The sequence below is a fragment of the Halorubrum tropicale genome (assembly GCF_001280455.1).
GTDB lineage: Archaea > Halobacteriota > Halobacteria > Halobacteriales > Haloferacaceae > Halorubrum > Halorubrum tropicale.
On sequence record NZ_LIST01000003.1, the window covers coordinates 420,215 to 447,101 of the forward strand.

Annotated in this window: 25 protein-coding genes and 1 tRNA gene; 11 read left to right on the forward strand and 15 right to left on the reverse strand. The window is 71.9% G+C overall.

The annotated features are described in order from the left end of the window. Positions 1 to 30: 30 nt before the first annotated feature. Complete coding sequence (locus tag AMR74_RS09890; protein WP_053771890.1) at positions 31 to 1,674, reverse strand: ABC transporter substrate-binding protein; 1,644 nt, start codon at positions 1,672 to 1,674, stop codon at positions 31 to 33. A 185-nt stretch (positions 1,675 to 1,859) separates the two neighbouring features. Here AMR74_RS09890 and AMR74_RS09895 point away from each other — a divergent pair, with 185 nt between their 5' ends. The 6 genes from AMR74_RS09895 to AMR74_RS09920 all read left to right on the forward strand — a co-directional run bounded on the left by AMR74_RS09895 (position 1,860) and on the right by AMR74_RS09920 (position 7,825). Continuing rightward, entirely contained in the window at positions 1,860 to 2,315 is a 456-nt protein-coding gene (locus AMR74_RS09895; RefSeq protein WP_053771891.1) for a DUF7529 family protein, read from the forward strand. A gap of 73 nt (positions 2,316 to 2,388) precedes the next feature. Then, on the forward strand, positions 2,389 to 3,102 hold the full coding sequence (locus AMR74_RS09900) for a phosphoribosyltransferase family protein (RefSeq protein ID WP_053771892.1): 714 nt from the start codon (positions 2,389 to 2,391) through the stop codon (positions 3,100 to 3,102). Positions 3,103 to 3,228: 126 nt separating this feature from the next. Beyond that, entirely contained in the window at positions 3,229 to 4,608 is a 1,380-nt protein-coding gene (locus AMR74_RS09905; RefSeq protein ID WP_053771893.1) for an NCS2 family permease, read from the forward strand. 70 nt (positions 4,609 to 4,678) lie between these two features. After that, on the forward strand, positions 4,679 to 6,166 hold the full coding sequence (locus tag AMR74_RS09910; RefSeq protein WP_053771894.1) for a glycerate kinase type-2 family protein: 1,488 nt from the start codon (positions 4,679 to 4,681) through the stop codon (positions 6,164 to 6,166). A gap of 20 nt (positions 6,167 to 6,186) precedes the next feature. Continuing rightward, the gene (locus AMR74_RS09915; protein ID WP_053771895.1) at positions 6,187 to 7,245 is read left to right on the forward strand and encodes an ornithine cyclodeaminase family protein; all 1,059 of its coding nucleotides are present in this window, start codon (positions 6,187 to 6,189) and stop codon (positions 7,243 to 7,245) included. A 79-nt stretch (positions 7,246 to 7,324) separates the two neighbouring features. Beyond that, positions 7,325 to 7,825, forward strand: a complete 501-nt coding sequence (locus AMR74_RS09920) for a dihydrofolate reductase (RefSeq protein WP_053771896.1) — start codon at positions 7,325 to 7,327, stop codon at positions 7,823 to 7,825. A gap of 63 nt (positions 7,826 to 7,888) precedes the next feature. Here AMR74_RS09920 and AMR74_RS09925 read toward each other — a convergent pair whose 3' ends face one another. From AMR74_RS09925 to gatB, 6 genes are all read right to left on the reverse strand, one after another. Beyond that, a complete protein-coding gene (locus tag AMR74_RS09925; RefSeq protein ID WP_053771897.1) occupies positions 7,889 to 8,662 on the reverse strand; it encodes a 23S rRNA (uridine(2552)-2'-O)-methyltransferase in 774 nt (257 codons plus the stop codon). A 156-nt stretch (positions 8,663 to 8,818) separates the two neighbouring features. Next, complete coding sequence (locus tag AMR74_RS09930; protein ID WP_053771898.1) at positions 8,819 to 9,241, reverse strand: hypothetical protein; 423 nt, start codon at positions 9,239 to 9,241, stop codon at positions 8,819 to 8,821. A gap of 78 nt (positions 9,242 to 9,319) precedes the next feature. Next, on the reverse strand, positions 9,320 to 9,808 hold the full coding sequence (locus AMR74_RS09935) for a GNAT family N-acetyltransferase (protein WP_053771899.1): 489 nt from the start codon (positions 9,806 to 9,808) through the stop codon (positions 9,320 to 9,322). Further along, on the reverse strand, positions 9,805 to 10,026 hold the full coding sequence (gene samp2 / locus AMR74_RS09940) for a ubiquitin-like small modifier protein SAMP2 (RefSeq protein ID WP_053771900.1): 222 nt from the start codon (positions 10,024 to 10,026) through the stop codon (positions 9,805 to 9,807). The genes AMR74_RS09935 and samp2 overlap by 4 nt, the downstream gene beginning before the upstream one ends. A gap of 52 nt (positions 10,027 to 10,078) precedes the next feature. Continuing rightward, positions 10,079 to 10,393, reverse strand: coding sequence for a hypothetical protein (locus tag AMR74_RS09945; RefSeq protein WP_053771901.1), 315 nt, complete (start codon positions 10,391 to 10,393; stop codon positions 10,079 to 10,081). A gap of 29 nt (positions 10,394 to 10,422) precedes the next feature. Beyond that, positions 10,423 to 11,910, reverse strand: a complete 1,488-nt coding sequence (gene gatB, locus AMR74_RS09950) for an Asp-tRNA(Asn)/Glu-tRNA(Gln) amidotransferase subunit GatB (RefSeq protein WP_053771902.1) — start codon at positions 11,908 to 11,910, stop codon at positions 10,423 to 10,425. A gap of 313 nt (positions 11,911 to 12,223) precedes the next feature. Between gatB and AMR74_RS09955 the strand changes: the two genes are divergently transcribed. Then, a complete protein-coding gene (locus AMR74_RS09955) occupies positions 12,224 to 15,418 on the forward strand; it encodes a PAS domain-containing protein (protein ID WP_053771903.1) in 3,195 nt (1,064 codons plus the stop codon). A 49-nt stretch (positions 15,419 to 15,467) separates the two neighbouring features. Further along, entirely contained in the window at positions 15,468 to 16,013 is a 546-nt protein-coding gene (gene pyrE, locus AMR74_RS09960; RefSeq protein ID WP_053771904.1) for an orotate phosphoribosyltransferase, read from the forward strand. 27 nt (positions 16,014 to 16,040) lie between these two features. Here the strand turns inward: pyrE and AMR74_RS09965 are convergent, their stop codons facing one another. Next, positions 16,041 to 17,003, reverse strand: coding sequence for an AAA family ATPase (locus AMR74_RS09965; protein WP_053771905.1), 963 nt, complete (start codon positions 17,001 to 17,003; stop codon positions 16,041 to 16,043). Positions 17,004 to 17,160: 157 nt separating this feature from the next. On the opposite strand from AMR74_RS09965, the gene AMR74_RS09970 reads away from it, so the two are divergent. After that, positions 17,161 to 17,245 (forward strand) — tRNA-Ser (locus AMR74_RS09970). 92 nt (positions 17,246 to 17,337) lie between these two features. Here the strand turns inward: AMR74_RS09970 and AMR74_RS09975 are convergent. The 3 genes from AMR74_RS09975 to AMR74_RS09985 are packed head-to-tail and all read right to left on the reverse strand — an operon-like array spanning position 17,338 to position 20,605. After that, positions 17,338 to 17,961, reverse strand: coding sequence for a dolichol kinase (locus AMR74_RS09975; RefSeq protein WP_053771906.1), 624 nt, complete (start codon positions 17,959 to 17,961; stop codon positions 17,338 to 17,340). A 4-nt stretch (positions 17,962 to 17,965) separates the two neighbouring features. Continuing rightward, complete coding sequence (glyS, locus tag AMR74_RS09980) at positions 17,966 to 19,756, reverse strand: glycine--tRNA ligase (RefSeq protein ID WP_053771907.1); 1,791 nt, start codon at positions 19,754 to 19,756, stop codon at positions 17,966 to 17,968. Beyond that, the gene (locus AMR74_RS09985; RefSeq protein WP_053771908.1) at positions 19,757 to 20,605 is read right to left on the reverse strand and encodes a CBS domain-containing protein; all 849 of its coding nucleotides are present in this window, start codon (positions 20,603 to 20,605) and stop codon (positions 19,757 to 19,759) included. 301 nt (positions 20,606 to 20,906) lie between these two features. On the opposite strand from AMR74_RS09985, the gene AMR74_RS09990 reads away from it, so the two are divergent. After that, positions 20,907 to 21,128, forward strand: a complete 222-nt coding sequence (locus tag AMR74_RS09990) for a DUF7556 family protein (RefSeq protein WP_053771909.1) — start codon at positions 20,907 to 20,909, stop codon at positions 21,126 to 21,128. 50 nt (positions 21,129 to 21,178) lie between these two features. Here the strand turns inward: AMR74_RS09990 and AMR74_RS09995 are convergent, their stop codons facing one another. The 3 genes from AMR74_RS09995 to AMR74_RS10005 form a co-directional block, all read right to left on the reverse strand. After that, a complete protein-coding gene (locus AMR74_RS09995; protein WP_053771910.1) occupies positions 21,179 to 22,081 on the reverse strand; it encodes a ketopantoate reductase family protein in 903 nt (300 codons plus the stop codon). 71 nt (positions 22,082 to 22,152) lie between these two features. Beyond that, positions 22,153 to 23,379, reverse strand: a complete 1,227-nt coding sequence (locus AMR74_RS10000; RefSeq protein WP_053771911.1) for a pyridoxal-phosphate dependent enzyme — start codon at positions 23,377 to 23,379, stop codon at positions 22,153 to 22,155. Beyond that, a complete protein-coding gene (locus AMR74_RS10005; RefSeq protein ID WP_053771912.1) occupies positions 23,379 to 24,335 on the reverse strand; it encodes a succinylglutamate desuccinylase/aspartoacylase family protein in 957 nt (318 codons plus the stop codon). The genes AMR74_RS10000 and AMR74_RS10005 overlap by 1 nt, the downstream gene beginning before the upstream one ends. Before the next feature lie 149 nt (positions 24,336 to 24,484). On the opposite strand from AMR74_RS10005, the gene AMR74_RS10010 reads away from it, so the two are divergent. Further along, positions 24,485 to 26,632 (forward strand): caspase family protein, encoded by a 2,148-nt coding sequence (locus AMR74_RS10010; RefSeq protein ID WP_053771913.1) that lies wholly within the window; start codon positions 24,485 to 24,487, stop codon positions 26,630 to 26,632. Here AMR74_RS10010 and AMR74_RS20035 read toward each other — a convergent pair. Then, positions 26,629 to 26,760, reverse strand: coding sequence for a DUF7503 family protein (locus AMR74_RS20035; protein ID WP_449272030.1), 132 nt, complete (start codon positions 26,758 to 26,760; stop codon positions 26,629 to 26,631). The two genes, AMR74_RS10010 and AMR74_RS20035, sit on opposite strands and share 4 nt — an antisense overlap. Between the last annotated feature and the right edge of the window lie 127 nt (positions 26,761 to 26,887).

The window sequence follows — 26,887 nt, forward strand, 5'->3', positions numbered from 1 at the left end:
TAATAACGATATTGGGAGATGACGGGCGCGTTACTGCCGGGTGGCGGTGTCCGGGTCGATGAACTCGTCGGCCCGCGGCTCCCACGAGATCTCGTTCGAGACGCCGTAGACGCTGAACTGCTGGTGCATGAACACCCACGGCGCGAGGTCGTGGGCGAGCTGGTTCGCCTGCTGGAGGATCTCGACGCGCTCCTCGGAGTCCTGCGTCGTCTCGGCCTCGTTGAGCAGCGCGTCGAGGTCGTCGTTCTTCAGGATCGTCAGCGCGCCGTTCGAGGCCATCAGCGGCGTCATGGTCTGACTGCCGTCGAACTCGCCGTTCCCCCAGCCGAGGAGGTTGAAGTGCGGCTTGTCCTCGATGTTGCCCGTCGTGATGTCCTGGACGAGCGAGGAGAACTCGCGCTGTTGCAGCTCACAGGAGACGTTCGACAGCGAGTCGATCTGGTTCGCCGCGGCCTGCGCGATCTCAACGTCGCGGAGGTAGCGACCGATCGGGGTCTGGAGCGTGATCTCGACGCCCGCGTGGCCGGACTCCTCGACGAGCCGCTCCGCCTCGTCGGGGTCGTACGGGTACGGGTCGATGTCGGGATTGTAGCCGACGTGGCCCTCCAGCGTCGGCTGGCCGGTGATGTTCCCGAAGCCGTTGAGCACGTTCTCGATGATGCTCTCGACGTCGACGGCGTAGTTCATCGCCTGCCGGAACTGCTGGCTGGAGAACGGCTCCACGTCGTACCGCATCTGGAGGAAGATGATCCGCGCGCTGGGCACGGAGTTGATCGTCGCCACGTCCGAGCCGTTCACCCGGGAGACCTCGTTCGGCGGCACGTTGGTCACGATGTCCGTCTCCTCGGCGAGCAGCTGGTTGACCCGCGTGCTCGACTCGCTGGAGGCGGTCATGGTGAGCTCGTCGACCGCGGGCGCGCCGTCCCAGTACTCCTCGTTCGGCTCGTAGACGACCTGGTTGCCCGACTCGTAGTTCGCGAGGCGGAACGGCCCCGTCCCGTTGGCGTTCCGGTTGATGTAGTCGCTGCCGTTCTCCTCGATCCACGACTGCTGGACGACCGGGCCGTTCGTCGCGAACAGCTGGAAGGCGATCGGGTTGTAGCCGTCGAAGGAGACGGTCACCTGGCCGTCGCCGGTCGCGACCTCGGTGACCGGCCCGAGGTCGTTCGACTGCGGGCTGGCGATGCCGACGTCCTCGAACACGATCCGCCGGATGCTGTACCGGACGTCCTGCGGCGTGACCTCGTCGCCGTTGTGGAACGTGAGGCCGTCGCGCAGCATGAAGCGGACGTCGCCGTCCTCGGTGCGCTCCCACTCGTCCGCGAGGCCGGCGATGATACCGCCCTGCTTGTCGCGGTCGAGGAGCCCCTCGTACAGCTGGCCGACGATAATCTCGGTGTTCGTCTCGGCGTGGTCCTGCGGGTCGAGCCCGGAGTCCATCTGGCCCATGGTGACGCCGAGTTCGAACGTGTCGTCGCCGCCGTCGGAGCCGTCCGACCCGTCGGAACCGTCGCCGCCGTCCATGCCGTCACCGCCGTCTGAACCGTCGCCGCCGTCGCCGCCGTCGCCGCCGTCGCCACCGCCGGCGCAGCCCGCGAGACCGACCGCACCGGACGTTCCAGCGTACTTGAGCACCGTCCGCCTGTCGACGTGGTTGTCGTTGTCAGTAGGCATAGCCGATCCCATACGATAGAGCGTTATGAACCTACCGGCAGACGCGGCCCCTTTCGGGACCGACTGCCCGCGTCAGGCTGACAGTAGCGGGGCCGAGTCGGCGGGGTGAGCGCCGCCGAACTCGCCGGGCCGGGCGCGAGCGGAAACCGACGGGTATGTAGGGCCCCCGGCGGTAGGCGGGCGGTATGGACGGACCCGATCCCGGACCGCAGTGGGACGCGGTCGAGGCGGACGCGGAGTCGACGGCGGCGGCGTACGGCGAGCGCGGCTGGACCGCGATCGCGGGCCACCCCGGGCAGGTGAACCCCGTCGCGGACGCCGCCCGGATCGACGTGCTGTTGCCCGGCTCCGAGTTCGACGACGCGCTCGCCGCGGTCGAGGACGCCGCGATCGACGGCGTCGACGTGTACGCGGGCGCCGCCGAGGGGGTCGCGTACCGGCTGGTGGTCGCCACCGACGAGTCCGCGCAGGTGGCGCTGTGCGTGCCCACCTACCTCGGGAGCGACGACCTCGCCGCGCTGCGCGCGGCCGCCGAGGCGGCGGACGCGCTCACCGTGCGGCTGCGCCCCCTCGACGACCGCGACCACGTCGAGGTCGCGATCGACGAGCCGGCGGTCTTCTTCGACGCGCCCGAGGCGTGAGACCCACACACGTGGGTATTCGATAGGCGTCTGACTTCGACGTATTCATACTTGTGCGATCGCGATCATCCGTATGAACCGCGCAGAGAAGGCGGCCCTCCAGCTACAGGCGGTCGCCGTGTTGCGGATGCTGAAGGAGACGCGAACGTACGAGGAGCTGTCGGACGTGACGGGGCTGCCCGCGGGCGACCTGAACCGCTACGTGAACGGGCACGTGCTGCCCGGCACCGACCGCGCGAGCGAGGTCGTCGAGTCGGTCGGCCGCGAGGCGCTCGCCGACGAGCTGGTCGCGCGCGTCGAGTTCGACGACGAGGGGTACGTCGACAACTCCGGGGTCGTCTTCGACCAGTCGTTCCTCGACCTCGTGGCGCCGGTCGCGGCGGAGACGTTCGAGTTCGAGTCGCCCGACGTGGTGCTGACGGCCGCGACCGACGGCATCACGCTCGGCGCGGCGATGGCCTCGTTCTTCGACGCGCGCCTGGCGTACGCGAAGAAGTCGAAGGAGACGGCGGTCGAGGAGTTCATCGAGTCGCGCCAGCGGCTCGCCTCCGGCATCGAGCTCACCTACTACCTCCCCGCGAGCGCCATCGACGCCGGCGACACGGTGCTGGTCGTCGACGACCTGATCCGCTCTGGCGAGACCCAGGAGCTCCTCTTGGACATCGCGCTCCAGGGCGACGCCGACGTCACCGGCGTGTTCGCGCTCATCGCCGTCGGCGACGAGGGGATGGACCGCGCGCGAGCGATCACCGACGCCCCGGTCGGGGCGCTCACGACGTTCGAATAGCCACGTTCACGCATACTCTTCGGAGAAAAATCCGTTTAGGAGAGTTTTTGATCCACATACGCGGATCATAGTTCGCGTCGTTCAGCAAGGCTTATCACTCGATCCGCGGGAACCTCCACGCGTTCAATGGGGCTTTCAGACACGCTGGCTGCGCGGTTCGACGTGGAGTCGCACGGGTCGGACGTCCGCACCGAACTGGTCGCCGGGCTCACGACGTTCCTCGCGATGTCGTACATCATCGTCGTGAACCCCGCGATCCTCTCTGAGGCGATCCAGATCGAGGGGTACGGGCAGGGGGAGGTGTTCCAGATGATCGCCATCGCGACGATCCTCTCGGCGGCCATCGGGACGGCCGTGATGGCGCTGTACGCGAACCGGCCGTTCGGGCTCGCGCCCGGGCTCGGGCTCAACGCCTTCTTCGCGTACACGGTCGTGCTCGGGCTCGGAATCCCGTGGCAGACGGCGCTGGCGGCCGTCTTCGTGGAGGGCGTCGTGTTCATGGCGCTCACCGCGGTCGGCGCGCGCGAGTACGTCATCCGGCTGTTCCCCGAGCCGGTGAAGCGCTCGGTCGGGGCCGGTATCGGGCTGTTCCTGCTGTTCATCGGCCTCCAGGAGCTCCAGGTCGTCGTCAACGACGAGGCGACGCTGGTCGCGCTCGGGAACGTCTTCGCCAACCCGTGGGCGATCCTCGGCGTGCTCGGGCTCGTCTTCACGTTCGTGCTGTGGGCCCGGAACGTCACCGGCGCCATCATCGTCGGCGTCCTCACCACCGCAATCGCGGGGTGGGCGCTCACCCTCGGCGGGTTCTTCGCGCGCGGCGCCGTGACCCCCGAGACGCTCCCCTCGGCGCAGTACGACATCACGCCGCTGGCGGGAGCGTTCCTCAGCGGGCTCTCCGGGATCGACCCGCTCACGTTCGTCCTGGTCGTGTTCACGTTCTTCTTCGTCGACTTCTTCGACACCGCCGGGACGCTGATCGGCGTCTCGCAGTTCGGTGACTTCCTCGACGACGACGGCGACCTCCCCGACATGGACAAACCGCTGATGGCCGACGCCGTCGGGACCACGTTCGGCGCGGTGCTCGGGACCTCCACCGTGACGACGTACATCGAGTCGTCGACGGGCGTCGAGGAGGGCGGCCGCACCGGGCTGACCGCCCTCGTCGTCGCCGCGCTCTTCCTCGCGTCGCTCGCCGTGATCCCCGTCGTCGCCGCGATCCCGGCGTACGCCTCCTTCATCGCGCTGATCGTCGTCGGCGTGATGATGCTCCAGGGGCTCGTCGAGGTCGACTGGAGCGAGCCCGCGTGGGCCGTCTCCGCGGGCCTCACGGTCACCGTGATGCCGTTCGCCTACTCCATCGCCGACGGGCTGGCGGCCGGCATCGTCGCGTACCCGCTCATCAAGCTCGCGATCGGCGAGGGCCGCGACGTCGCCCTCGGCCAGTACGTCATCGCGGCGCTGCTCGCGGCGTACTACGTCCTCTCGACCGCCGGCTACATCCTCTGAGCCGGACCGCTCGGCGGTCGCGTCGACCGAACCCTCTTGTCGCGACGGGCCGCATACCGACCGAGAGCCGATGTCCGGTCCGCCAGACGCCGACCCGTCCGTGACCGTCGCCGACCGCGAGCGACACGCGAGCGACCCGCCCCGCGAGCTCGCGCTCGACTGCGTCGTCACGGGGATCGAGGCGGCGCACCCCGGCGCGGTCGTCGCCGACGCGCTCGCGCTCGACGGCGACGTGCTGACCGTCGCGGCCGCCGACGGGACGGCGACCGCCCGCGACCTCGCGGCGTACGACCGCGTCGTGGTCGTCGGCGCGGGCAACGCGGCGGGCCACTTCGCGGCCGCGGTCGAGCGGCTGCTCGGCGACCGGATCGACGGCGGCGCGGTCGTCACCGACGACCCGGTCGAGACCGAGCGGGTCGCGGTCCTCCCCGGCGACCACCCGACGCCGAGCGAGGCGGGCGTCGAGAGCGCCCGGCGGGTGCGCGCGGTCGCGGCCGACGCCGGCGAGTCCGACCTCGTGATCGGACTCCTCACCGGCGGCGGCAGCGCGCTGTTGGCCGCGCCGGCCGAGGGGGTCGCGCTCGGCGACCTCAGCGAGACGACCGACGCGCTGCTGGCGAGCGGCGCGACCATCTCGGAGATCAACGCGGTCCGCAAGCACCTCTCGGCGGTGAAGGGCGGGCGGCTGGCGCGGGCGGCCGCCCCCGCCGACGCGCTCGCGCTGGCGGTCAGCGACGTGACCGGCGACGACCCCGCCGTGATCGCGAGCGGGCCCCTCTCGCCGGACCCGACGACCTTCGGGGACGCAGTCGCCGTCCTCGACCGATACGGGATCGACGCGCCCGCCGCCGTCGCGGACCGCCTCGAAGGCGGCGCCGCGGGCGAGGTCGCGGAGACGCCCGGACCGGGCGAGTCACCGTTCGACGGCGGCGGCGTCGACGTCCGGATCGTCGCGAACGCGCGCACGGCCCTGACCGCCGCCCGCGAGGTCGCTGCCGAGCGGGGGTACGAGCCACTCGTGCTCTCGGCGCGGATGCGCGGCGAGGCGCGGGAGGCGGCGAAGGCGCACGCGGCGGTCGCCGAGGAGTGCCGGGCGGTCGGGGAGCCGATCGAGCCGCCGGCGGTCCTCCTCTCGGCCGGCGAGGTGACGGTGACGCTCGGCGACGACCCCGGAACGGGCGGGCCGAACGGGGAGTTCGCGCTGTCCGCGGCGCTCGAACTCGACGCGGCGGGCCCCGACGGCGAGGGGATCGTCGTCGCGAGCCTCGACACCGACGGGATCGACGGCGCCACGGACGCGGCGGGGGCGCTGGTCGACGACCGCCTCGTCAGCGACGGTCCGGAGAGCCCGCTGACCCGCGAGGCGGCCGCGGACGCGCTCGACGCGCACGACGCGTACCCGGTGCTCGACGACGCGGGGGCGCTGCTCCGCACCGGACCGACCGGGACGAACGTCAACGACCTGCGGGCGGTCGTGGTCGCGGAGCGCGGCGGGCGCTCGGACGACGGCGGCGCCCGGGCGGACGCCCGAGAGGGCGGTTCGGAAGGGACTAAGTAGCGGCCGGCAAATTCTGCGACATGCAGACGCTGCTCTTGAACGCGGACGACGTGGACGAGAACGCCGAGATGGACCGCGTGATCGACGCGGTCCGCGGCGCGTTCACGGCCTACGAGCGGGGCGACGCGAAGATGCCGGCGAAGTCGTACATCGACCTCCCCGAGTACAACGGCGACTTCCGCTCGATGCCGGCCTACCTCGACGTGCGCGAGGAGGACGTGGCCGAGGAGACCGAGGAGGGCGACGGCTGGGACGCCGCCGGGATCAAGTGGGTGAACGTCCACACCGACAACCCCGACCACCACGACCTCCCGACCGTGATGGGGACGATGATCTACTCCGACCCGGAGACGGCGTTCCCGCTCGCGGTCCTCGACGGGACGACGCTGACGATGAAGCGGACCGGCGCGGCCGCCGCGGTCGCGACCGATCACCTCGCGGTCCCGGACGCGACGAGCATGGGGATCGTCGGCGCCGGCGTCCAGTCGTACACCCAGCTCGAAGCGGTCGCGGCGGTCCGGGACATCGAGGAGGTCGTCATGAGCGACCTCGACGAGGCGCGCGTCGCCGACTTCGTCGACGCCTTCGAGGACCGGTTCGACGTGCGCGCCGGCTCGATCGCCGAGGCCGGCCACTGCGACGTGCTCTCGACGGTCACGCCCGTCGAGGACCCTATCGTCGGCCCGGACGACGTGGGCGATCACACCCACGTCAACGCCATGGGCGCGGACGCCGAGGGCAAACACGAGCTGGCGGACGACCTCCTCTCAGACGCCACCGTCGTCATCGACGACCACGAGCAGTGCACCCACTCCGGCGAGATCAACGTCCCGTACGCCGCGGGGACGCTCACCGACGACGACATCTACGGCGAGATCGGCGAGATCGTCGTCGGCCGCCGCGCGGGCCGCCCCGGCACGCCCGGCACGCCGGCCGACGCCGACGGCGTGCGCGGCGTCAGCGTCTTCGACTCGACGGGGCTCGCGATCCAGGACGTGGCGGCCGCGCGCGTCGTCTACGAGCGCGCCGACGAACTGGACAACGGCTACCCGTTCGACCTGCTCGGCCTCGACGGCTGAGTTCGGTCCGACCGCCGCGCTCGACCCCGACGACCGCGCTCGACGCGCCGCTTTTGCCCCTCCGTCTCCTATAACGTCCGTGAAACTCGTCAGCGTCGCCGCGCTCGCGGAGAACCGGGTAATCGGGAGGGACGGCGAGGTGCCGTGGTCCCACATCGAGGCGGACGTCAGGCAGTACCGCGAGCGCGTCGCGGGCTCGCCGGTGATCCTGGGCCGGCGCACCTTCGACTCGATGCGCGACGACCTCCCCGGCAGCCGCCAGATCGTCGTGAGCCGGAGCGTCGATGCGGTGGACGTGCCGACCGCGAGCGTCGCGAACGGCGACGAGGCGGCGATCGAACTGGCCCGCGACGCCGTCGCCGAGGCCGGCTTCGGCACGGCGTACGTCCTCGGCGGCGGCAGAATCTACGACCTGTTCCAGCCGCACCTCGACGTGATGGCCCTCAGCCACGTCGACGGCGCCTACGAGGGCGACACGTACTACCCCGAGTGGGACGACGACGAGTGGGAGGTCGCCGCGGAGACGGCGTACGACCGGTTCACGCTCCGCGAGTGGGTCAGGCGCGCCGGCGCAAGCTGACCGATCTCCCCGGTCGCGGACGACGACCGTTCACCGGCGGGGTGACCCACCGGGGCGACCGGCTCAGTCGCCGTCGACGCGCTCGGCGAACCCGAACCGGGGCTTCACGTCGGTGACCTCGACCGTGAGCGTCTCGCCGACGTCGCCGTCGACGAACAGCGTGTATCCCTCGACGTAGGCGATCCCGTCGCCCTCGTCGCCCTCCTCTTCGACCGTCACCTCGACGCGGTCGCCCTCGGCGACTGGGGAGGTCGTGTACCCCTTCGCGACGAGGTACACCTCCGAGGACGAGTCCCGCGAGGCGGGCGGCGAGACGGTCCGCACGTACTGGAACGACTCGCTCACGTCGTCGCGGAAGGCGTCGAGGTCCTGGCCCTGGAACACCTTCACGACGAAGTCGCCGCCGGGCGCGAGCAGCTCGTCCGCGGTGTCGAGCGCCTGCCGCGCGAGGTGGACCGACCGGGCGTGATCGAGGGAGTACTCGCCGGTCATGTTCGGCGCCATGTCGGAGAGGACCGCGTCGGCGCCGCCCTCGCCGACCGCCTCGCGCAGGTAGTGGCGGGTGCGCTCTTCGGTCATGTCGCCGCGGATCGTCTCCACGTCGTGGTCGTCGAACTCGTCGATGCGCTGGAGGTCGACGCCGACGACGGTGCCGCCCTCGCCGACCGCCTCGGCGGCGACCTGGAGCCAGCCGCCGGGCGCGGCGCCGAGGTCGACCACGGTGTCGCCGCGGCCGAGCAGGTCGGCCTCCTCGTCGAGCTGTTTCAGCTTGTAGGCGGACCGGGCGCGGTACCCCTGCTGTTTGGACCGGTTGTAGTAGTCGTCTTTCCCGCTCATGCGTCGGTCACCGCGGCCCGGGAGGGGGCCGCCGAACCCGCGGGCGAATTCGCGCTCATACCCGTAAGGACGGGGGCGACCGGGAAATGAACGTCGAATGCGTGCGCGCCGGCGAGACGGCGCGGAGCGCTTCTGCGGCGTGCGGATGAGGACGGACTACTCGCGTCCTCGCAGCCACGTCGCGACCCGCCCGAGGCGAGACGCGAGCGCGGCGAGCGGTCGCCGCCCGTCGCTCCCGGTCGATTCGGTGGGCGTCCGCTGCGCCGCGACGATCGACTCGTAGGTGTCGATCACCTGCTGGCGCTGCCGCTCCTTCGACGCGATTTCCGCTTCGAGCGCCGCTACCTCCGCTTCGAGCGCCGCCACCTCGTCCGCGAGCCGCTCGACGCGGTCCGCCGGCGGGTCGCGCTCGGCCGCGCGGGCGCCGTCGCGGCCGGGTCGGTCCGGAACGGGCCGCTCGTCGTCGGTCGAGCGGTCGTCCGCGGACGCGGCCGGTCGGGGTGGGGGGCCGTCGATCGAGTCCACCGCCTCGACGTCGATACCACCGGGATCGAGGGATCCGGACGCTGAGGGCATCATGCGTGGGAAGCGTGGGTACGCGTACCATACTGAAAAATCTCAGTCAGCCGCGAGTCGGACGCGCCGCTTGCGCGGGGGTCAGTACCTCTCGCGACCGTTGGCGGAGAACCGCCCTTCGAGGCGCTCCGAGCGTCCGTCGGCGCCGTCGTCCGCCCCTCCCGCCGGGCGGACCGCGAACCCGAGGCCCTCGTAGAACCCCCGCAGCTCGGCGTCGAACGTCGCGGTGACGGCCGCGACAGCGGGGTCCGACGCCCCCCGGTCGAGCGCGGCCGCGACGAGCGCGGCGCCGATCCCTTCCCCTCGGCGCGCCCGCCTGACCGCGACGGCGTCGACGTGGAGTCGGTCCGGGTCGGGTCGCACGGCGACCAGCGCGCCGACGACGCCGCCGGTCCGCGCGGAGCGAGCGACGAGCGCGTCGCCCGCGTCGATCCGACTGTCGACGGTCGCCGCGTCGGTCGAGAGCATCGCGGCGTCGAGGACCCGGAGGACGTCGAGGCGGTCGCCGGGCGTCGCCCGCTCGACGGTCACGTCCGCGGGCAGATCGGGGCGAGATCCCTCGGCGGTCACGGCGGGCCTCTCGCGCCCGTTCCGCCCTTGATAAGCCGCAGGACCCGCACCTCCGCGGCGTCGACGACGCGGTCGCCCGGGACCGGCGAGCCGTCGACCAGCGCGGACGCCTCCTGCGGGTGGTAGCCCGCCGCGCGGATCAGGTCGTCGTACGTCGCGTCGGCGGCGAGGCTGTACTCGTCGGTCCCCTCGCCGACGACCTCGACGGTCACATCCATGTGCGCGGTAGCGGGCGCGGCGGCGTCAATCGCACGGTTTCGGCGGATCGGCTCAGTCGCCGGCCGGCTCGCGGACGTTCCACGTATAGAGGAACCACGCGACCGCGGCGCCGACGGCGACCGCCACCAGCGCGCCGGGCCGCGGGATAGCACCGGTCCACGCGTCGACGACGAGGAGGCCCGTCGCGGCCGCGGCGACGACCAGCACGCGCGCCGCGTCGCGCGCGAGTTCGGCCTCGCGCTCGGGCGGCAGGTCGCCGTCGTAGCCGGCTATCAGGTCGGCCGCGTCGCCGCGGCGGATCGCCCACGCGAGAAGGAGACAGAATCCGCTGACGTGGCCGACCAGGACGGTTTCGACGATCGCCATGGCGCGTTGTCGGTCGCTTCGACCGCGGCTCAGCCGTCGAGCTCCTCGCGGAGCAGGCCGTTCACCTGGCCGGGGTCGGCGCTGCCGCCGGTCGCCTGCATCACCTGGCCGACGAGGAAGTTGATCGCGCCCTCGTCGCCGTCGTGGTAGTCGGCGACCGCGTCGGGGTTCTCGTCGATGGCGGCCGCGACCGCGGCCTCGACCTCGCCGCTCTCGGCCTTGCCGAGGTCCTCGCGCTCGATGATCGTCTCGGGGTCGTCGCCCTCGTCGAGCATCTCGCGGAGGACGGTCTCCTCGGCGTTCTTCACGGTCAATTCGTCGGCGGCAACGAGCTCGATCAGGCGCGTGAACTCGTCGAGACGGTCCTCGACGTCCGTGATCTGCATCTCGCGGTAGTTGAGCTCGCCGAGTAGGTTGTCGGCGACCCACGTCGCCGCGAGGTCGGGGTCGAACTCGCTGGCCACGTCCTCAAAGAAGTCCGCGACCGCCTTCGTGGAGGTGAGCTTCGAGGCCGCCTCGCGGTCGAGCCCGTACTCGTCCCGGAAGCGCTCGCGGCGGGCGTCGGGCAGCTCCGGGATCGCGATCTGCTCTTTCCAGCCCGCCACCTCCAGCGCGGGGAGGTCGCCCTCGCGGAAGTAGCGGTAGTCCTTCTCGGCCTCCTTCGAGCGCATCCCGACGGTGACGCCGCGGTCCTCATCCCAGTGGCGGGTCTCCTGTTCGATCTCGCGGCCGCGGCGGAGGACGTTCTCCTGGCGGGTGACCTCGTAGGCGAGCGCCTGCTCCGCGCCCTTGTGGCTGGAGATGTTCTTCACCTCGGCGCGGTTCACCTCGTCGAGCGCGTCCCCGTCGATCGTCCCGTCCTCGGCGACGTGGTCGGCGGGGACTAAGGAGACGTTGGCGTCGACGCGCAGGCTCCCGTCGCGGCCGGGGTCGAACACGCCGAGGTACTCCAGCACCTCCTCCAGCTTGGCGAGGAACGCCCGCGTCTCGGCCGGCGAGCGGAAGTCCGGCTCCGTGACGATCTCCATCAAGGGGGTGCCCGCGCGGTTGTAGTTGACGAGGGTGTGGCTCGCCGACTCGATGGAGCCGCCGGCGTGCTGGAGGCTGCCGGGGTCCTCTTCGAGGTGCGCGCGGGTGATCCCGATGGTCCGCGGGTCGCCGTCGACGCGGACCTCCAGTTCGCCCTCGGCGCAGATCGGCGCGTCGTACTGCGTGAGCTGGAAGTTCTTCGGGAGGTCGGGGTAGTAGTAGTTCTTCCGGTGGAACGTGGTCGTCTCGGGGATGTCGGCGTCGATCGCCTTCCCGACCTTCACGGCGGCCTCGACGGCGGCCTCGTTGAGGACGGGGAGCGCGCCCGGCAGCCCGAGACAGGTCGGGCAGGTGCGCGTGTTCGGCGCCTCGTCCTCGGCGGGCTCCGTCGAGCAGCCGCAGAAGATCTTCGTGTCGGTCTCGAGCTGGACGTGGACCTCCAGCCCGATCACGACTGTCCGGTCCGCCGTCGCGGCCTGCGTGCTCATTACCGGAGCGTTGTGAGCGGGCCGCCTAAATCGTGTCGGGACCGTCGCCGCCGGCGCCGACCGGTCGGCCGCGGCCGCGACGCGGCGAGGAACCGCCGCTATCGAATCCGAAAACGGGGAGGGAACGATTATGAGGGGGACGTTCGTAGCGGAACCGATGACCGACGCGACGAACTGGGAGGGCACCGAGCCGAACGGGGTCGGCGAGCCGGCCGTCCCTCCGGTCCGGCGACGAGAGGCGAGAGGACCGCGGCCGGGATGACGGCCGCAGACAGCCCCCGCCGCGGACGACCGCGACGCACGCCCGCGACAGATGCCTGATGAGTCGACGCTCCATCTCGGAGAGCCGGTCGACGCCGCGTGGGGGACCCTCCCGGAGGAGACTCGGACGGTCCCGCACGGCGACCGGGAGAGCGACGGCGACGGCGTCGGGTGCCCGGACGCGGTGATCGTCCGGCTGCGCGACGGGGCGGCGGGCGAGCGCGGCCGCGCCGTGCGTGACCGGCTGCGGGCGGTCCGCGACCGCTACCCCGACACGACGACGCTCGCGTACACCGTCGAAGACGACCCTGACGCGGCGATCGACGCGGGCCGGCTCGGGGTCGAGTACGCCTCCGGGCGCCGGCTGGCGGCCGACGCCGAGACGCTCGCGGACCGCCTCGACGCCGGGCGGGAGGACCGACGACCCGGCGACACGCCGCGTCGGGAGCACGAGGCCGCCCTCGAACCGTTCATTCGGATCGTCTCGGACCGGACGACCGACCTCGACGAGAAGCTCGACGAGCTGTTGGCGCTGGGACGCGACCGGCTCGGCCTCTCAATCGGCTACTCCTCGCGGGTCGAGGGCGACCGGATCGAACTCCGGCAGTACAGCGACGGGACCGGGACGGTGGCGTCGCTCGCCGAGGGCGCGCTCGACGACGACGGGACGCTGCCGCTGGACCTGACCTACTGTAAGCGGACGGTCCGGAGCGACGACGTGGTCGCGTTCACCGACCCCGAGGCGGCGGGCCTCGGCGACGACCCGGCCTACGAGGCGTTCGGCTTCGGCAGCTACGTCGGCGGCCGGGTCGTCGTCGACGACGAGACGTTCGGGACGCTCTGTTTCCTCGACCCGGAGCGACGCGGCCGGCCGTTCGACGAGAGCGAGCGGCTGTTCGTCGAGCTGCTCGCCGACTGGTTGGGGCGGGCGCTCGAACGGCGAGTCGCCCGCGAGGAGCGCGAGGCGGCCGTCGACCGATTCGAGGAGACGCTCGAACGGGTCGACGACGCCTTCTTCGCGCTCGACGACGACTGGCGGTTCACCTACGTCAACGAGCGGGCCGCGGCGCTGTTAGAGCGCGACCCCGACGAGCTGCTCGGCGCCGACGTCTGGGCGGAGTTCCCGGCGGCGATCGGCGAGGAGTACGAGACGAACTACCGGCGGGCGATGGAGACGCAGGAGTCCGTCTCCTTCGAGAGCTACTACGAGCCGCTGGACCTGTGGACGGAAGTGACCGCGTACCCCTCGCCCGACGGGCTCTCCGTGTTCTTCGCGGACGTCACGGAGCGAAAGCGCCGCGAGCGGATCCTCGAACGGCTCCTCGGCACCGTGGAGGGAATCCAGCGGGCCGACGGCAGGGAGGCCGTCGCCGACCGGCTGGTCGAGGCCGCCGACGAGGTGTTGGGGTACGAGATCAGCGGCGTACGGCTGTACGACGCCGACGCGAACCGGCTCCGGCTGGTCGCGACGAGCGACGGGGTCGGCGACCGGTTCGCCGACAGCCGCGGGCCGCGCCGCCCCGGCGAGGGGTTCACCGGCGGGGTGTTCGAATCGGGCGACCCGCGGGTCATGGACGACATCGAGGCGCTCGGCGACGGGCGGTCGTACCACGGGATGCGCTCCGTCGCGGCGGTCCCGCTCGGCGATCACGGTGTGGTCGTCGTCGGCGCCGTCGAACCGAGCGCCTTCGGCGAGGACGACGTCGCCGTCCTCGAACTGCTGGCGACGAACGCGGTCGCCGCGATGGACGCCGCGGACCGCCGCCGCCGGCTCCGGACCTACGAGGACGCGCTGAAGAACGTCGACGACATGGTGTGCGTGCTCGACGGCGACGGCGCCGTCACGTACGCCACCGCGCCGTTCGTCGCGTGGTTCGGGGCCGACGACCGCGACGAGGTCGTCGGGGAGCGGCTCAACGCGCTCGTCGACGCGGCCGACGCGCCGCGGGTGGCCGACGCGGTCGGGGCGCTCACCGACCCGACCGCCGACGCCGGCGGCGACCCCGCGCCGGCCCGGACGATCGAACTGACCGCCGAGCGCGACGGCGACCCGCGGCCGCGGCACGGCCAGCTGCGGCTGTCGCGGCTCTCCGACCACGGGGGCGGCGTCGTCGGGTCGCTGAGCGACACGACGGACCTCCGGCGGACGCAGACCGAGCTGTCGACGGAGCGCGACCGCTTCCGGCGGCTGTTCGACCGGATCCCCGACCCGGTGATGGAGGTCGTCTTGGAGGACGACGAGACGGTGATAGACGGGGTCAACCCCGCATTCGAGCAGCAGTTCGGCGCGGACGAGGCGTCGCTCCGCGGCCGGACGATCGGCGCGTTGGACATCCAGGACGACCGGCTGGGGGACAGCGAGCGCGACGGCGACGAGGAGGCGGACCTCGACGCGCTGGTCCGCGAGCGCGGGTTCGCGACGCGCGAGGTCCGCCGGCAGACCGTGGACGGCCCGCGGGAGTTCCTCTTCCGCGGGTTCAGCTACGAGACGGAGGGGACCCGGCGGGCGTTCGGGATTTACACGGACATCACCGACCGGAAGCGCCGCGAGCGGTACGTGCGGATCGTCAACCGGATCCTCAGGCACAACGTCCGGAACGAGCTGAACGTCGTGTTCGGCTTCGCCGGCGAGATCGCCGACCGCAGCGACGACGGGCAGGTCGGCGACTTCGCGGAGCGGATCGAGGCCACGGGCAAGCGGCTGGCGGGCGTCGCCGACGGCGCCACCACGCTCCGCCGCGTCGTGGAGGAAGGGTACGTGACCGACCCGGACGCGGTCGACGTGGCCGAGGTCGTCGACGAGGTCGCGTCGAAGCACGCGGCCGAGCGGCCCGACGCCCGGATCACCGCCGACGCGCCGGCGGGGACCGCGGTGCGCGGCGACGACCGCCTCTCAGTCGCCGTCGACCACCTCGTGGAGAACGCCGTCGAGCACGGCGGGGACGCCCCGCGCGTCGCGGTGACCGCCGAGCGCGACCCGGACGACGGGGTCGTGGCGGTGCGCGTCGCCGACGACGGCCCCGGGATCGCGGCCGCGGTCCGGGACGTGATCACCGGCGACAGCGAGGTGACGCAGCTACGACACAACACCGGCGTCGGGCTGTGGATCGTCGCCTGGGTCGTTGAGGCGTACGGCGGCGAGATCCGGTTCGGCCCCGGGCTCGACGGCGAGGGGACGACGGTGACGCTCGTGCTCCCGGCGGCGGAGCGGAGCGCTCCGGGGCTCGACGGCGGGGACGAGCGGTAGCCCTCCGCGTTCCGACCCGTTTATTGTCGGCGGCGGTCCGTCTCCGTGTATGACCGACGACCGACGACGCGAGCTGATCGCCGCGCTCACCGCGGCCGACGCCGTCCGGTTCGGCGAGTTCGAGCTGTCCCACGGCGGCACGAGCGACTACTACGTCGACAAGTACCTCTTCGAGACCGACCCGGACGCCCTGACGCTCGTCGCCGAGGCGTTCGCCGACCGGCTCGCCGAGACGGACGCGAAGCTGGCGGGCGTCGCGCTCGGCGCGGTCCCGCTGGTGGCCGTCACGGCCGCGGAGCTCGGCCGCCCGTACGTCATCGCGCGCAAGCGGGCGAAGGAGTACGGGACGGGCAACCGGATCGAGGGGCGGCTCGACGACGGCGAGGAGGTCGTCGTCATCGAGGACATCGCCACGACGGGGCAGTCCGCGGTCGACGCGGTCGAGGCGCTCCGCGAGGCGGGCGCGACCGTGGACCGCGTGCTGGTCGTTGTCGACCGCGAGGAGGGCGCCGCGGAGCTGCTCGAAGAGCACGACGCGGAGCTGGCGTCGCTGCTCACGGCGACGGAGCTGCTGGCGGAGCGGGACGCGGAGTAGCCGGGGCGCCGCGGCCCGGAGGGCGCCTCAGGCCTCCGGCGGCTCGACCGTCGGCACCGCGACGCGGTCGAGCACGTCGGCGATCACGTCGCGCTCGTCGACGTCGTTGACGGCGGCGTCGGGCGTCAACACGAGGCGGTGGGCGAGCGTCGGCTCCGCGACGCGCTTCACGTCGTCGGGCGTGACGAACTCGCGGCCGGCGACGACCGCCGCCGCGCGGGCGGTCTCGAAGAGCCGCTGGGTGCCGCGGGGGGAGACGCCGGCCTCGACGCGGCGGTCCTCGCGGGTCGCCCGCGCCAGCGCCGCCGCGTAGCGCAGCAGGTCGTCGTCGACGCGGACCGACTCGGGCACCTCCCGCAGCGCCGCCACGGCGTCGGGGTCGAGCACGCGGTCGACCGTCGGCGACTGCTCGACGCGGCCGGCCCGGCGCCGGAGCAGCTCCAGCTCGCCGTCCTCGTCCGGGTACCCGATGGAGGTCTTGATCGTGAACCGGTCGAGCTGGGCCTCCGGCAGCGGGAACGCGCCCTCGCTCTCGACCGGGTTCTGGGTGGCGATCACGTAGAACGGACTCGGCAGCTCGTGGGTCTCGCCGTCGACGGTCACCTGCCCCTCCTCCATCGCCTCCAGCAGCGCCGCCTGCGTCTTCGGCGGCGCGCGGTTGATCTCGTCGGCGAGGACGACGTTCGCGAAGATAGGTCCCGGCGAGAAGGTAAAGGAGCCGTCGCGCTCGTCGAACACGTTGGTGCCGGTGACGTCGGCGGGCAGGAGGTCGGGCGTGAACTGGATCCGGGAGAACTCCAAGCCGAGCGCGGTCGCGAACGAGCGCGCCGAGAGGGTCTTGCCGGTGCCCGGCACGTCCTCCAGGAGGACGTGGCCGCGGGCGAGGATGCCGAGCGTGACGCGGTCGAGGAACTCGCGGTCGGCGACGACGGCGCCGCCGACCTCGTCGACGACGCGGGAACAGGCGTCGGCCGCTTCGGGGACGTCCATACCGACCGCACGGGAGCCGGGCCGAAAAGCGTTGCCGGAAGCGGAGACCGCGGGGGGACAGGGGCGCCCGGAGCCCGGCACGGTCGGCGGCGATCGAGCACCGCGCCGCGGGCGCGATCGAAACGCATAACAGCGGAACCGGCCAACCGGAGAGTGAGCCGAGGTAGCCTAGCCTGGCCAAGGCGGTAGATTCGAAATCTACTGTCCATTCGGACACCGGAGTTCAAATCTCCGCCTCGGCGCTTCTCTCAGCCCGATTCGGCGAGCGACGGCGCCGTCATTTCAGAGACGAGCGGGACCGAGCGACCGCACTACGCAGTCTCAGTCGACCCCGCTACGCGATCAGCGCCGCCGCGAGGAACATCCCGCTCGCGGCGGCGGGCGGGATGGTGAGGTTGTCGTCGAGGGCGACGCCGCGGACGAGCGGCGGGAGCCCGTCCGCGACCGCGGCGGGGACCGCGCCCGCGAGCGCGACGATTACGCCCGGGTCGGGGCCGAACGCCGGGACCGCGTACGGAACGGCGATCCCGAAGCAGACGAACACCATCGCCGCGACCACGGGGATCCGCTTCGGCTCGGTCGCCGCGTTCTCGCCGAGGCCGCCGCTTATCGGGTCGCCGACCGAGAGCATCCACATCGCGGGCACGGCGAACACCGGCGCGAAGACGAGCGCGGTGCCGGCCATGCTCACCTGATACAGCGCGTAGCCCGCGACGCTGTCGGACTCGTAGTCGCGGACGAGCGCGTCGTACAGCGGGTCGAGCGGGCCGACCGACCCCGATAGTCGGAGCGTTTCGAGGACGGCCGCGACGGCGACGCTCACGAGGAGCAGCCGGCCGGTCGTGCGCCACGAGATCCAGCCCAGCAGGTACGGGACCGGGTACAGCGTACCGCTCGCGTGGACCAGCCGCCGCTCGAACTCCACGCGCTCGCGCCACGCCGCGGCCGGGAGCGTCACGCCCTCAGTTCCCCGCGGTCTCGACGTCGGTGTCGACCGCGTCGTACCGGTCCGCGACCGCGGCGAACGTCTCGCCCTCGCGCAGCGCCGTCAGCTCGGCGGCGAGGTCCGCGACGGGGATCCGGACCTGCGCCGCGGAGTCGCGCTCGCGGAGCGTGACGGTGTCGGGGCCGTCGCCCTCGATGCCGTCGCGGTCGACCGTGACGCAGAACGGCGTGCCGACCTCGTCCTGCCGACGGTAGCGCCGGCCGATCGAGCCGGAGTCGTCGTACGCGACCGCGAGCCCCGCGGCCCGCAGGTCGGCCGCGACCTCGTCGGCGAGCGCCGTGAGGCGGTCGTCGTTGGTGACGAGCGGGAAGACCGCGGCGTCCTGCGGCGCGACCTCGGGCGCCAGGGAGAGGTACGTCCGCTCCTCGCCGTCCACCTCGTCGGTCTCGTAGGCGTGCGCCAGCAGCGTCTGGACGGTGCGGCCGACGCCGAACGAGGGCTCGACGACGTGGGGCGTGATGTGCTCGCCGCTCTCGGTCACCTCCTCGACCGAGAAGTTCGCGACGTCGGCGTCGACCTCGCGCGGTTCGCCGTCCACGTCGACCGTCACCGTCTCGCCGTCGAAGGCGTCCGGGTCGCGCTCGGCGAGCGCTTCGAGCGCGTCCGCGACCGCGGCGGCGTCGCCGCCGAACTCCGGCCCCAGCACGGACATGTCGGGGTCGACCGTCGCGCGCTCGACCGTCTTCGGCTCGTCGTAGCGCTTGAAGACGGTGAACGCGTCGTCGCCGTACTCGTCGTGCTTCGAGAGGTCGTAGTCGCCGCGGTACGCGAAGCCGGCGATCTCGATCCAGTCGCCGTCGACCTCGCTCTCCGCGTCCCAGCAGTCGGCCGCGTAGTGGGCGCGCTCGCCCGCGAGGTGCTGGCGGAACCGGAACCGGTCGAGGTCGACGCCGACGCGCTCGTACCACTCCTGCGCGACGCCGAGGTAGTAGCCGACCCAGGGGGAGCCGATGACCCCCTTGTCGACCGCCTCGCCGACCGTCGTGTCGAGGTAGTCGCCGTCGTCGGCCTCCTGCTCGGTCGCGGGGTACAGCCGGACCTCCACGTCGCGGACGCGGTCGAGCGGCGGCTCGTCCTCCTCGGGGTCGATGAACTGCTCGAGCTCGGCCTGCGTGAACTCGCGGAGCCGGAGGAGCCCGCCGCGCGGCGAGATCTCGTTGCGGTAGGCGGGGCCGACCTGGGTGATGCCGAACGGGAGGTTCCCGCGGGCGTACTCCTTCAGCCGCGGGAACTCGACGAAGATCCCCTGCGCCGTCTCCGGGCGGAGGTAGCCGGGCTGGGCGTCGCCGGGACCGATGTCGGTCGCGAACATGAGGTTGAACGCCTCGACCGGCTGGCCGGCGAGCTCGGTGCCGCAGGCCGGGCAGGCGATCCCGGCGTCGGCGATCAGCTCGGCGACCTCCTCGCCGGGGAGCGCCTCGGCGTCCTCGACGTCGGTGGCGTCCTCGACGAGGTGGTCGGCGCGGTGGGACTCGCCGCACTCGGGGCACTCGACGAGCATGTCGTCGAACCCCTCCAGGTGGCCGGAGGCCTCGAAGACGGCCTCGGGCATCACCGTCGGCGCCTCGATCTCGCGGTTCCCCTCGCGGATGGTGAACCGGTCGCGCCACGCGTCCTCGACGTTCCGCTTGAGGGCGGCGCCCTGCGGCCCGAACGTGTAGAAGCCGGCGGTGCCGCCGTACGCGCCGTTCGAGCCGAAGAAGAACCCGCGTCGCTTCGCGAGTTCGGCGAGCGCGTCCGCGGCCATCTACAGCCCCTCCAGCAGGTCCACGTCCCGGACGATCCCGTCGAGGTCCGTGCCGGAGACGAGCGGGACCTGCTCGATGTCGTTGCTGATGAGCTCCTGGGCGACCTCCCGCGCCGTCCGCGTGGCGTTGACCGTGATCAAGTCCTCGGTCATGAAGTGGCGGACCGCCTCGGCCGGGATCTCGACGTTCCGGGTCGGGAGGTAGCGCGCGCCGGTTGCCTTGATCCCCTCCCAGGACCACTCGGAGTCCTCCTCGGCGATCGAGTCGCCGGTGCTGGCCTCGCCCTCGACGACGCGGGCGACCTCCAGGATGTCGACCTCGGTGAGCATCCCCGCGACCGCGGCCTCGTCGTCGAGGACGACCGCGTACGGGACCCCGGAGAGCCCGATCTCGCGCTCGGCGACCGGCAGCGGCGTGCCGGCGTGGGTCGCGTTGACGGCGCGCGTCGCGAGCTCGCCGACCTGGGTCTCCCCGTCGACCTCGCCGCGAGCGATCGCCCGCACCACGTCGGTGACGGTGAGGATGCCGACGAGCTCGTCGCCGTCGACGACGGGGAGGCGCCGCGACTCCTCCCCGGCCATCGTCCGGGCGGCCTCAACCATGTCGTCGTCGGCCCCGACGGTCGGCACCTCGCGCATCAGCAGCGCGAGCTGGTCCTCGTCCGGCTGCTCGATCAGGTCGTCGCGCGTGACGAGCCCGCGGTACACCTCGTCGCCGTCGACGTCTTTCACGACCGGCACCGAGGAGAAGCCGTGCTCCTGGATGTACTCCAACACGTCGTTGCGGCTCCCGGGGATCTCGACGACGACGAGTTCCGACCGGGGCGTCATGGCGTCTGCGACGTTCATGCCCGTCATTCAGCGTGACACCTCTTGTATACTGCGAAGGTGGGCGGAGACGGACCGCGCGGCGCGCGGGGAATGGCTGGCCCCGGGCGGAGACGCGCGGAGCCGGAATCCCCGGCGCGGAAGCCCCCGGCGCGGGAGCCCCCGGCGAGCCGATGAGAAACTCGACACGTTCGAGCACATCGTCGGCCGAGGGGCTGCGCACGGGGAGATACGTCGGCCGGCGGTCGCCGGAAACTCGGATCTAACGGGGAATTCCGGTCGGGTTCGCAACTCTTATACGTACTGTGAACTATTCACAACCATGTCACGGAGTTCCACTCCTTGGGACGACCCGGACCCCGACCGCCGTCGGACGGCCCTGCCGACGGACCCGGCGCTCGACGCCGCCGAGGCGCCGGACGTGATGGCGTCCATCGACTCCTCGTCGTCGCGGCCGGAGCTCGTCATCGCGGACGTCTCGCGGGAGGACGCGTGGGTGTCGGTCGACGAGACCGACGCGACCGTCCTCGAGGAGTGGTGTTGAGCGCGTAGCGGCCGCGGACGCCGCCCGAACTGGCCCTTTTCGCGGTTCGTCTACCCCTGCCGGAGCCCCCGCGCCGCCTCCCAGCCGCGGATCAGCGACCCGACGGTCCGGCACGTCGGAACCGCCACGGCGTGACGCTCCGCTCGGTCGGCGATCGCCCCGTAGACGGCGTCGACCTCGGTCCGGCGGCCGTTCGCCACGTCCTCGCACATCGACGACCGGTTCGCGGCGGTGTCGTCGGCGACGCGCTCGACGGCCGCGACCGCCCGGTCGTCGGCGAGGTCGACCCCGACCGCCCGGGCCGTCGCGGCCGTCTCGCGGGCGGCCTCGCGGGCGACCTCGCCCGCCGGCCCGTCCAGCGTCGGCCCGTTCTCGGTCCGCGCGAGCGCGGAGGGGCCGTTGATCCCGGCGTTGACCGCGAGCTTCTCGAAACGGCGGACCGGCATGTCCTCGGCGGCGACCGCCTCGATCCCGGCCGCCTCGAAGGCGGCGCCGACCCGCGCGGCCGCCGGGCTCGGGCCCCCGGAGAGCGCGCCGACCACCACTTCGCCGACGCCGGTACAGGTGACCCGGCCCGGCTCCGCGAACCGGGCGCCGTAGGTCGCGGTGCCGGCGAGGACCGTCGCGTCGAGCGCGGCGACCAGCCGCTCCTCGGTGAGCCCGTTCTGGAGCGAGCAGACCGCGTCGTACTCGCCGGTCGCGAGCGCCCGGGCGGCCGCGTCGGTGTCGTACGCCTTCGTCGTGACGAGGGCGAGGTCGGCGGCGCGGTGCCGCCCGTCGGTGAGCGCGCGAGGGGTGACGCGGGCGTCGACCGCGCCGTCGATCCGGAGGCCGTCCTCCCGGATCGTCCGCATGTGCGGGTCGCGGCCGACGAGCGTCACGTCGTGTTCGCGCGCCAGCAGCCCGCCCACGAGGCTCCCGAGCGCGCCGGCGCCGTAGACGAGCACTTCCATACCGACGGCGACGGGCGCCGGCTGAATAGTGGTGACGGTGGGGCGGGTCGGCGCCGACCGCGCCGCCCGCCTCAGCCCTTCAGCCCGCTTCCGGTCAGCGGCACGACCACGTCCTCGTCCGGACCGATCTCGCCGCGGTCGCGGAGGGTCCGCAGCGCGGCGGGCGCGACCGCGCAGGTCGGCTCCGTGTAGAACCCGGCGGCGTGGAGCCGGTCGAGTTCGCGGGCCGCGGCCGCCTCGGTGACGGCGACCGCGTCGCCGTCCGTCGCGTCGACGGCCGCCAGGATCTCGCGGTCGCGGACCGGCTCTGCGATCTGGATCCCGTCGGCCGCGTCGTTGACGGCGCCTTCCGGGTCGGCCGCGTCCGGGCCGTGGAGCGCCCGGACGATCGGCGCGACGCCGGCCGCCTGCGCGCCGTAGAGCCGGGGGACGGAGTCGGTCCAGCCGGCGCGTTCGAGCCGCCGGAACCCGCGGTAGGCGCCGAGGAACAGCGTGCCGTGGCCGAGCGGCGTCACGACCGCGTCGGGGGCGTCCCAGCCGCGCTGGTACGCGACCTCGTACGCGACGGTGGCGGTCCCCTCGAAGAACGCCGGGTTCCAGGCGTGGCTGGCGTACCAGGCGGGGTCGTCGTCACCGTCGGCGGCCGGGGCCCCGCCGTCGCCCGCGGCGTCGTCTCCGCCCCCGTCGAGCGCCGCGGAGCACGCCTCGGTCACGTCCCGCCGGCTCCCCTCGATCCGGACCGGCTCGGCGCCGGCGCGGCGGATCGCCGCGAGCTTCGACTCCTTCGTGTCGGCGGGGACGTATATCTCGGCGCCGATCCCGGCGCGGGCGGCGTAGGTCGCGACCGCGGCGCCGGCGTTGCCGGAGGAGTCCTCGACGACGCGATCGACGCCCAGCTCGCGGGCCCGCGTCAGCGTCGTCGTCGCGCCGCGGTCCTTGAACGAGCCGGTCGGGAAGACGTACTCCAGCTTGAATGACGCGTTCCACGGGGCGTCGTCGCCGTCCGCGTTCGCCGCGGCTCCGCTGTCGTCGTCGGCGTCGACGAGCGGCGTCAGGCCCTCACCGAGTGTCACCCGGTCAGCGGGGTCGTCGCCGACGGCGAGCAGGTCGGCGAACGCCCACAGGCCGTCGCGCGCGTCGAACGACTCGGGGTCGGGCGCGGGACCGTCCGGAACCGGTGGCTCGGCGAAGTCGAGGGGGGCGCCGCACCGGCAGCGCCAGCGGTCGCGGTACGTCTCGCCGCACTCGGGGCAGCGGAGGGCGCGCACTCCCCCGCTCGGTCCGTCGGGAGAACCCATCAGTACTCGTCGACGTTGGTGCCGACCGAGCAGACGTACTCGCCGGCGGCCACCTGCGGGAGGCGGCGGGTCCGCCAGAAGATCCCGTCCGTGTCGGCGGTGACGCGGCCCTCCAAGGCGCCGAAGGTGTCGGTCACCTCGAAGAGGACGTCGCCGGCCGAGACGCGTTCGCCGAGCTCGCACTCGAAGCGGACGAGACCGCCCGCGGGCGAGCCGTACTGGTCGAAGCCGCGGGCGCGCGTCTGCGAGTCGAGGGCGGCGTTGCCGTCGAGGAACCCGTAGTGGCGGAGCACGTTGAACACGCCCTCGACGCCGTACCGGATCGACTCCTCGTCCCAGCCGACGCAGCCGCCGAGCTCGGGGTCGACGGTGGGGATCCCGTGTTCCGGGCCGGCCCGGGCGAGCTGGCCGTCCGGGCCCTTGATGTCGAGGACGTGCCCGCAGCCGAACGCCTTCGCGAGCTCCAAGCAGTCGCCGTGGAGGCGGTGGCGGACGCCGCAGCGCACCCGGGTCTCGTTTATCATCCGGCTCGTCGACCCCTGGTGGAGGTCGAGGATGTAGTCGGCGCGCTTGGCGACCTGGAACGTCTCGTGGGCGATCCGCTCGCTCGTCGTCCCGTCGGCGTCGCCGGGGTAGCCGCGGTTCATCTTCCGGTCGTCGACCGGGTTCCGGTGTTCCGCCGCCTGGAACGCGAAGTGGTTCACGATGCCGACGACGAGGACCGACCCCGACAGCTCGGCCGGGTCGAGCCGCGGGACGACGCGGTTGACGACGCCGAGCCCGTTCAGCTCGTCGCCGTCGCTCACCGCCTGGACGTACAGCGTCGGCCCGTCGGCCGCGCCGTTGATCGCGGCGACCGGCAGCCGGACGGGGCTCCCGTCCCGCATCTCTCCCACCTCGAGACGGCCCGTGTCCGTCTCGCCCGGAGCGGCGCGGGCCGTTCCCAGCGTTATCATTACGCGGAGGTGGGGCGGGCGGGACTTTATCCGTTCGGTCCGCGGCGATCCGACCGACACAAGCTTTATCGCCGCTTTCGCCCAACCAGACGGTACCAACCCCCGCGGCGTCCGTCCCCGTCCGCCCGAACGGCGGCCGCGGAGCCCCCATGAGCATCGACATCGACCCGCTGCGCGAGGCCGACGGGATCACCGTCACGGACCACATCGAGAACACCCAGTTCGAGGTGTACACCGACCGGCCGGTCGAGCCGCGACGGCGCCCGGAGTCGGACCACTACTTCCCGGTCGACGCCAGCGTCGCGATCGAGACCGGGTCGATCGAGATCCCTCGGGTCGCCGTCGTCGAGACGCGCGCCGGCGACGGGACGCTGCTCACGCACGGCGACTGTTACACGATGCCCGACGGGACCTACCACGTCGGGATCAACCCGGCGCCGACGAAGCTGTACCTCACCTTCGACGCCGGCTTCTCCGTCTCCACGACCGACCGGACCACCCGGATCGACCTCGACGCGCCGGGGACCGTCGGGCTCGGCTTCCGGTCGCTCCACCAGACGCCGGCGGGGACGATCACCACGCCCACCGACCCCGAGTCGCTGATGGACGCCGTCTCGCTGCTCGGCTCGGCGCTCCAGACGACCAGCCCCGAGCGGTCGTTCCCCACCCTGCGGGGGCATCCCCCGCTGATCGAGCCGGGCGACGAGTTCCGCGTCCCCGAGCGGGTCGAGCCGGTGGACAGCGGCGTCCGGATCGTCGTTCCGCCCGAGTACCGCTACCTCTACCCCGTCGTCTCGCTGGCGTACTACTTCGCGGCCGACGTGGTGCCCGGCGACGACCCCCGAATGGAGGGCGACGGGTGGACGTACCCGCTCGAACCCGGCTTCGAGGCGCGGACCGCCCAGGTGCTCAGGCAGTCGTTCCACATGGACTGTCTCGCCCGCACGGAGGGATTTTACCGGGTCGACCTCCACGAGCGCGAGACGACCGACCTCGACCTCGACTGGGGGCGGCTGTACGACCTCCCGCTCGCGGAGCGGCTCGGCGAGTACCTCGACGTGCCGTTCGCGGACGTCGAGCCCGAGCTGCCGCAGTGGACGCTAACGACGGACGTGCGCCCCGACCCCGGGAACGTGGAGATGCTCCCGTTCGTCGCGGGCGAGCTGTCCATCGTCCGCTCGCCGGAGACCGTCACGCCGGTGGAGGACGACGGCGGGGCCGGCGTCGGCTTCCTGGGCGGCCCGGACCGGAGTTCCGCGCGGGCGACGAGGCGGGAGGTTCCGGCCGGCGGCGGCCTCGGCGACGACGAGTTCGTGCGCGGCGGCGCGAGCGCGGCGGCCACCCGCGGCGCGGACGCCTCCGCGGAGCGCGGCGCCGTCGCCGCCCAGACCGACTTCGTCCGGCCGGAGCCGGTCGACACCGTCGAGCACGCGTGGGTCGGCGACGGCGTCCCGCTCGACGCGAACAAGGCGACGCTCGACGCGTACCACCGCCGGCTGGTGACCGAAGAGGTCGAGCAGTCGCGGATCTCCGTTCTCGTCGTCTGTAACGACGCGCAGATGCGCGAAGAGGGGAAAGTCGCCAACCTGTACGGGCTTCGCGACATGGTCCAGTTCGACATCGAGGTGCGTCATAGCCTCACCCGCGAGGAGATGCGCGACGTGCTCGCGTCGGACGTCGATTTCCTCCACTACATCGGCCACGTTGACGACCGAGGGATGCAGTGCGCGGACTGCTACCTTGACCTGACCGACGAGGATCTTGAAATCAAGGTCAGCGCCTTCCTGCTCAACGCCTGCCAGTCGTACCAACAAGGCGAGGCCCTCGTTCACCGCGGCTCGCGCGGCGGCATTGTTACCCTCTCCGATGTGGCAAACTCGCCCGCGACGAAGCTCGGCCGAATCATCGCTCGCCTGATGAACAGTGGGTTCAACCTCCGGACCGCGCTCCACGTGGCGAAGCGGGAGCTGATCACGGGTCACCAGTACATCGTGGTGGGTGACGGGGGGACGACCGTTTGTCAGAGTCGGAGTGGGATCGCAGTTGTGTTTGGCATATCAGAACAGGGTACAGAATCTTACAATCTCTCAGCAGACTTTTATCCAAATGGTAATCATGGGGTTGGATCACTCTCATGGCTTAGCCTCCCTGTTACGGAGGACAACCACTATGTCCCAACTCAGCTGACTGTTGAGGACGTGCCTGCGAAAGAACTGACCGATCTGCTTGACTTAGAATTATTGCCCGTCTTCTATTCGGACGAACTTGTCTGGAGCGACAATTTAGAACTTTGCTAGGGGCCAGGGTTTGCTCCAGCCGCATTCGCCGCCGCGGGCGCCGCCTGCGTTAACAGCAGCAGCGCGGTGAACAGGACGCCGGCCATTTTCGGGTTCTCTGCCACGTATTCCGCTACACTTTCGTGCATATTTGTAAAGTGTCAGCCTTATTAAATATTTAAATTGTTCTGCGGTTGAATAATACTCATATTTGAAGAGTTTAAGATCAGTATTAAATTGAGACAGCGTTAGAAGGGTGTAAAACGCCCACAACAC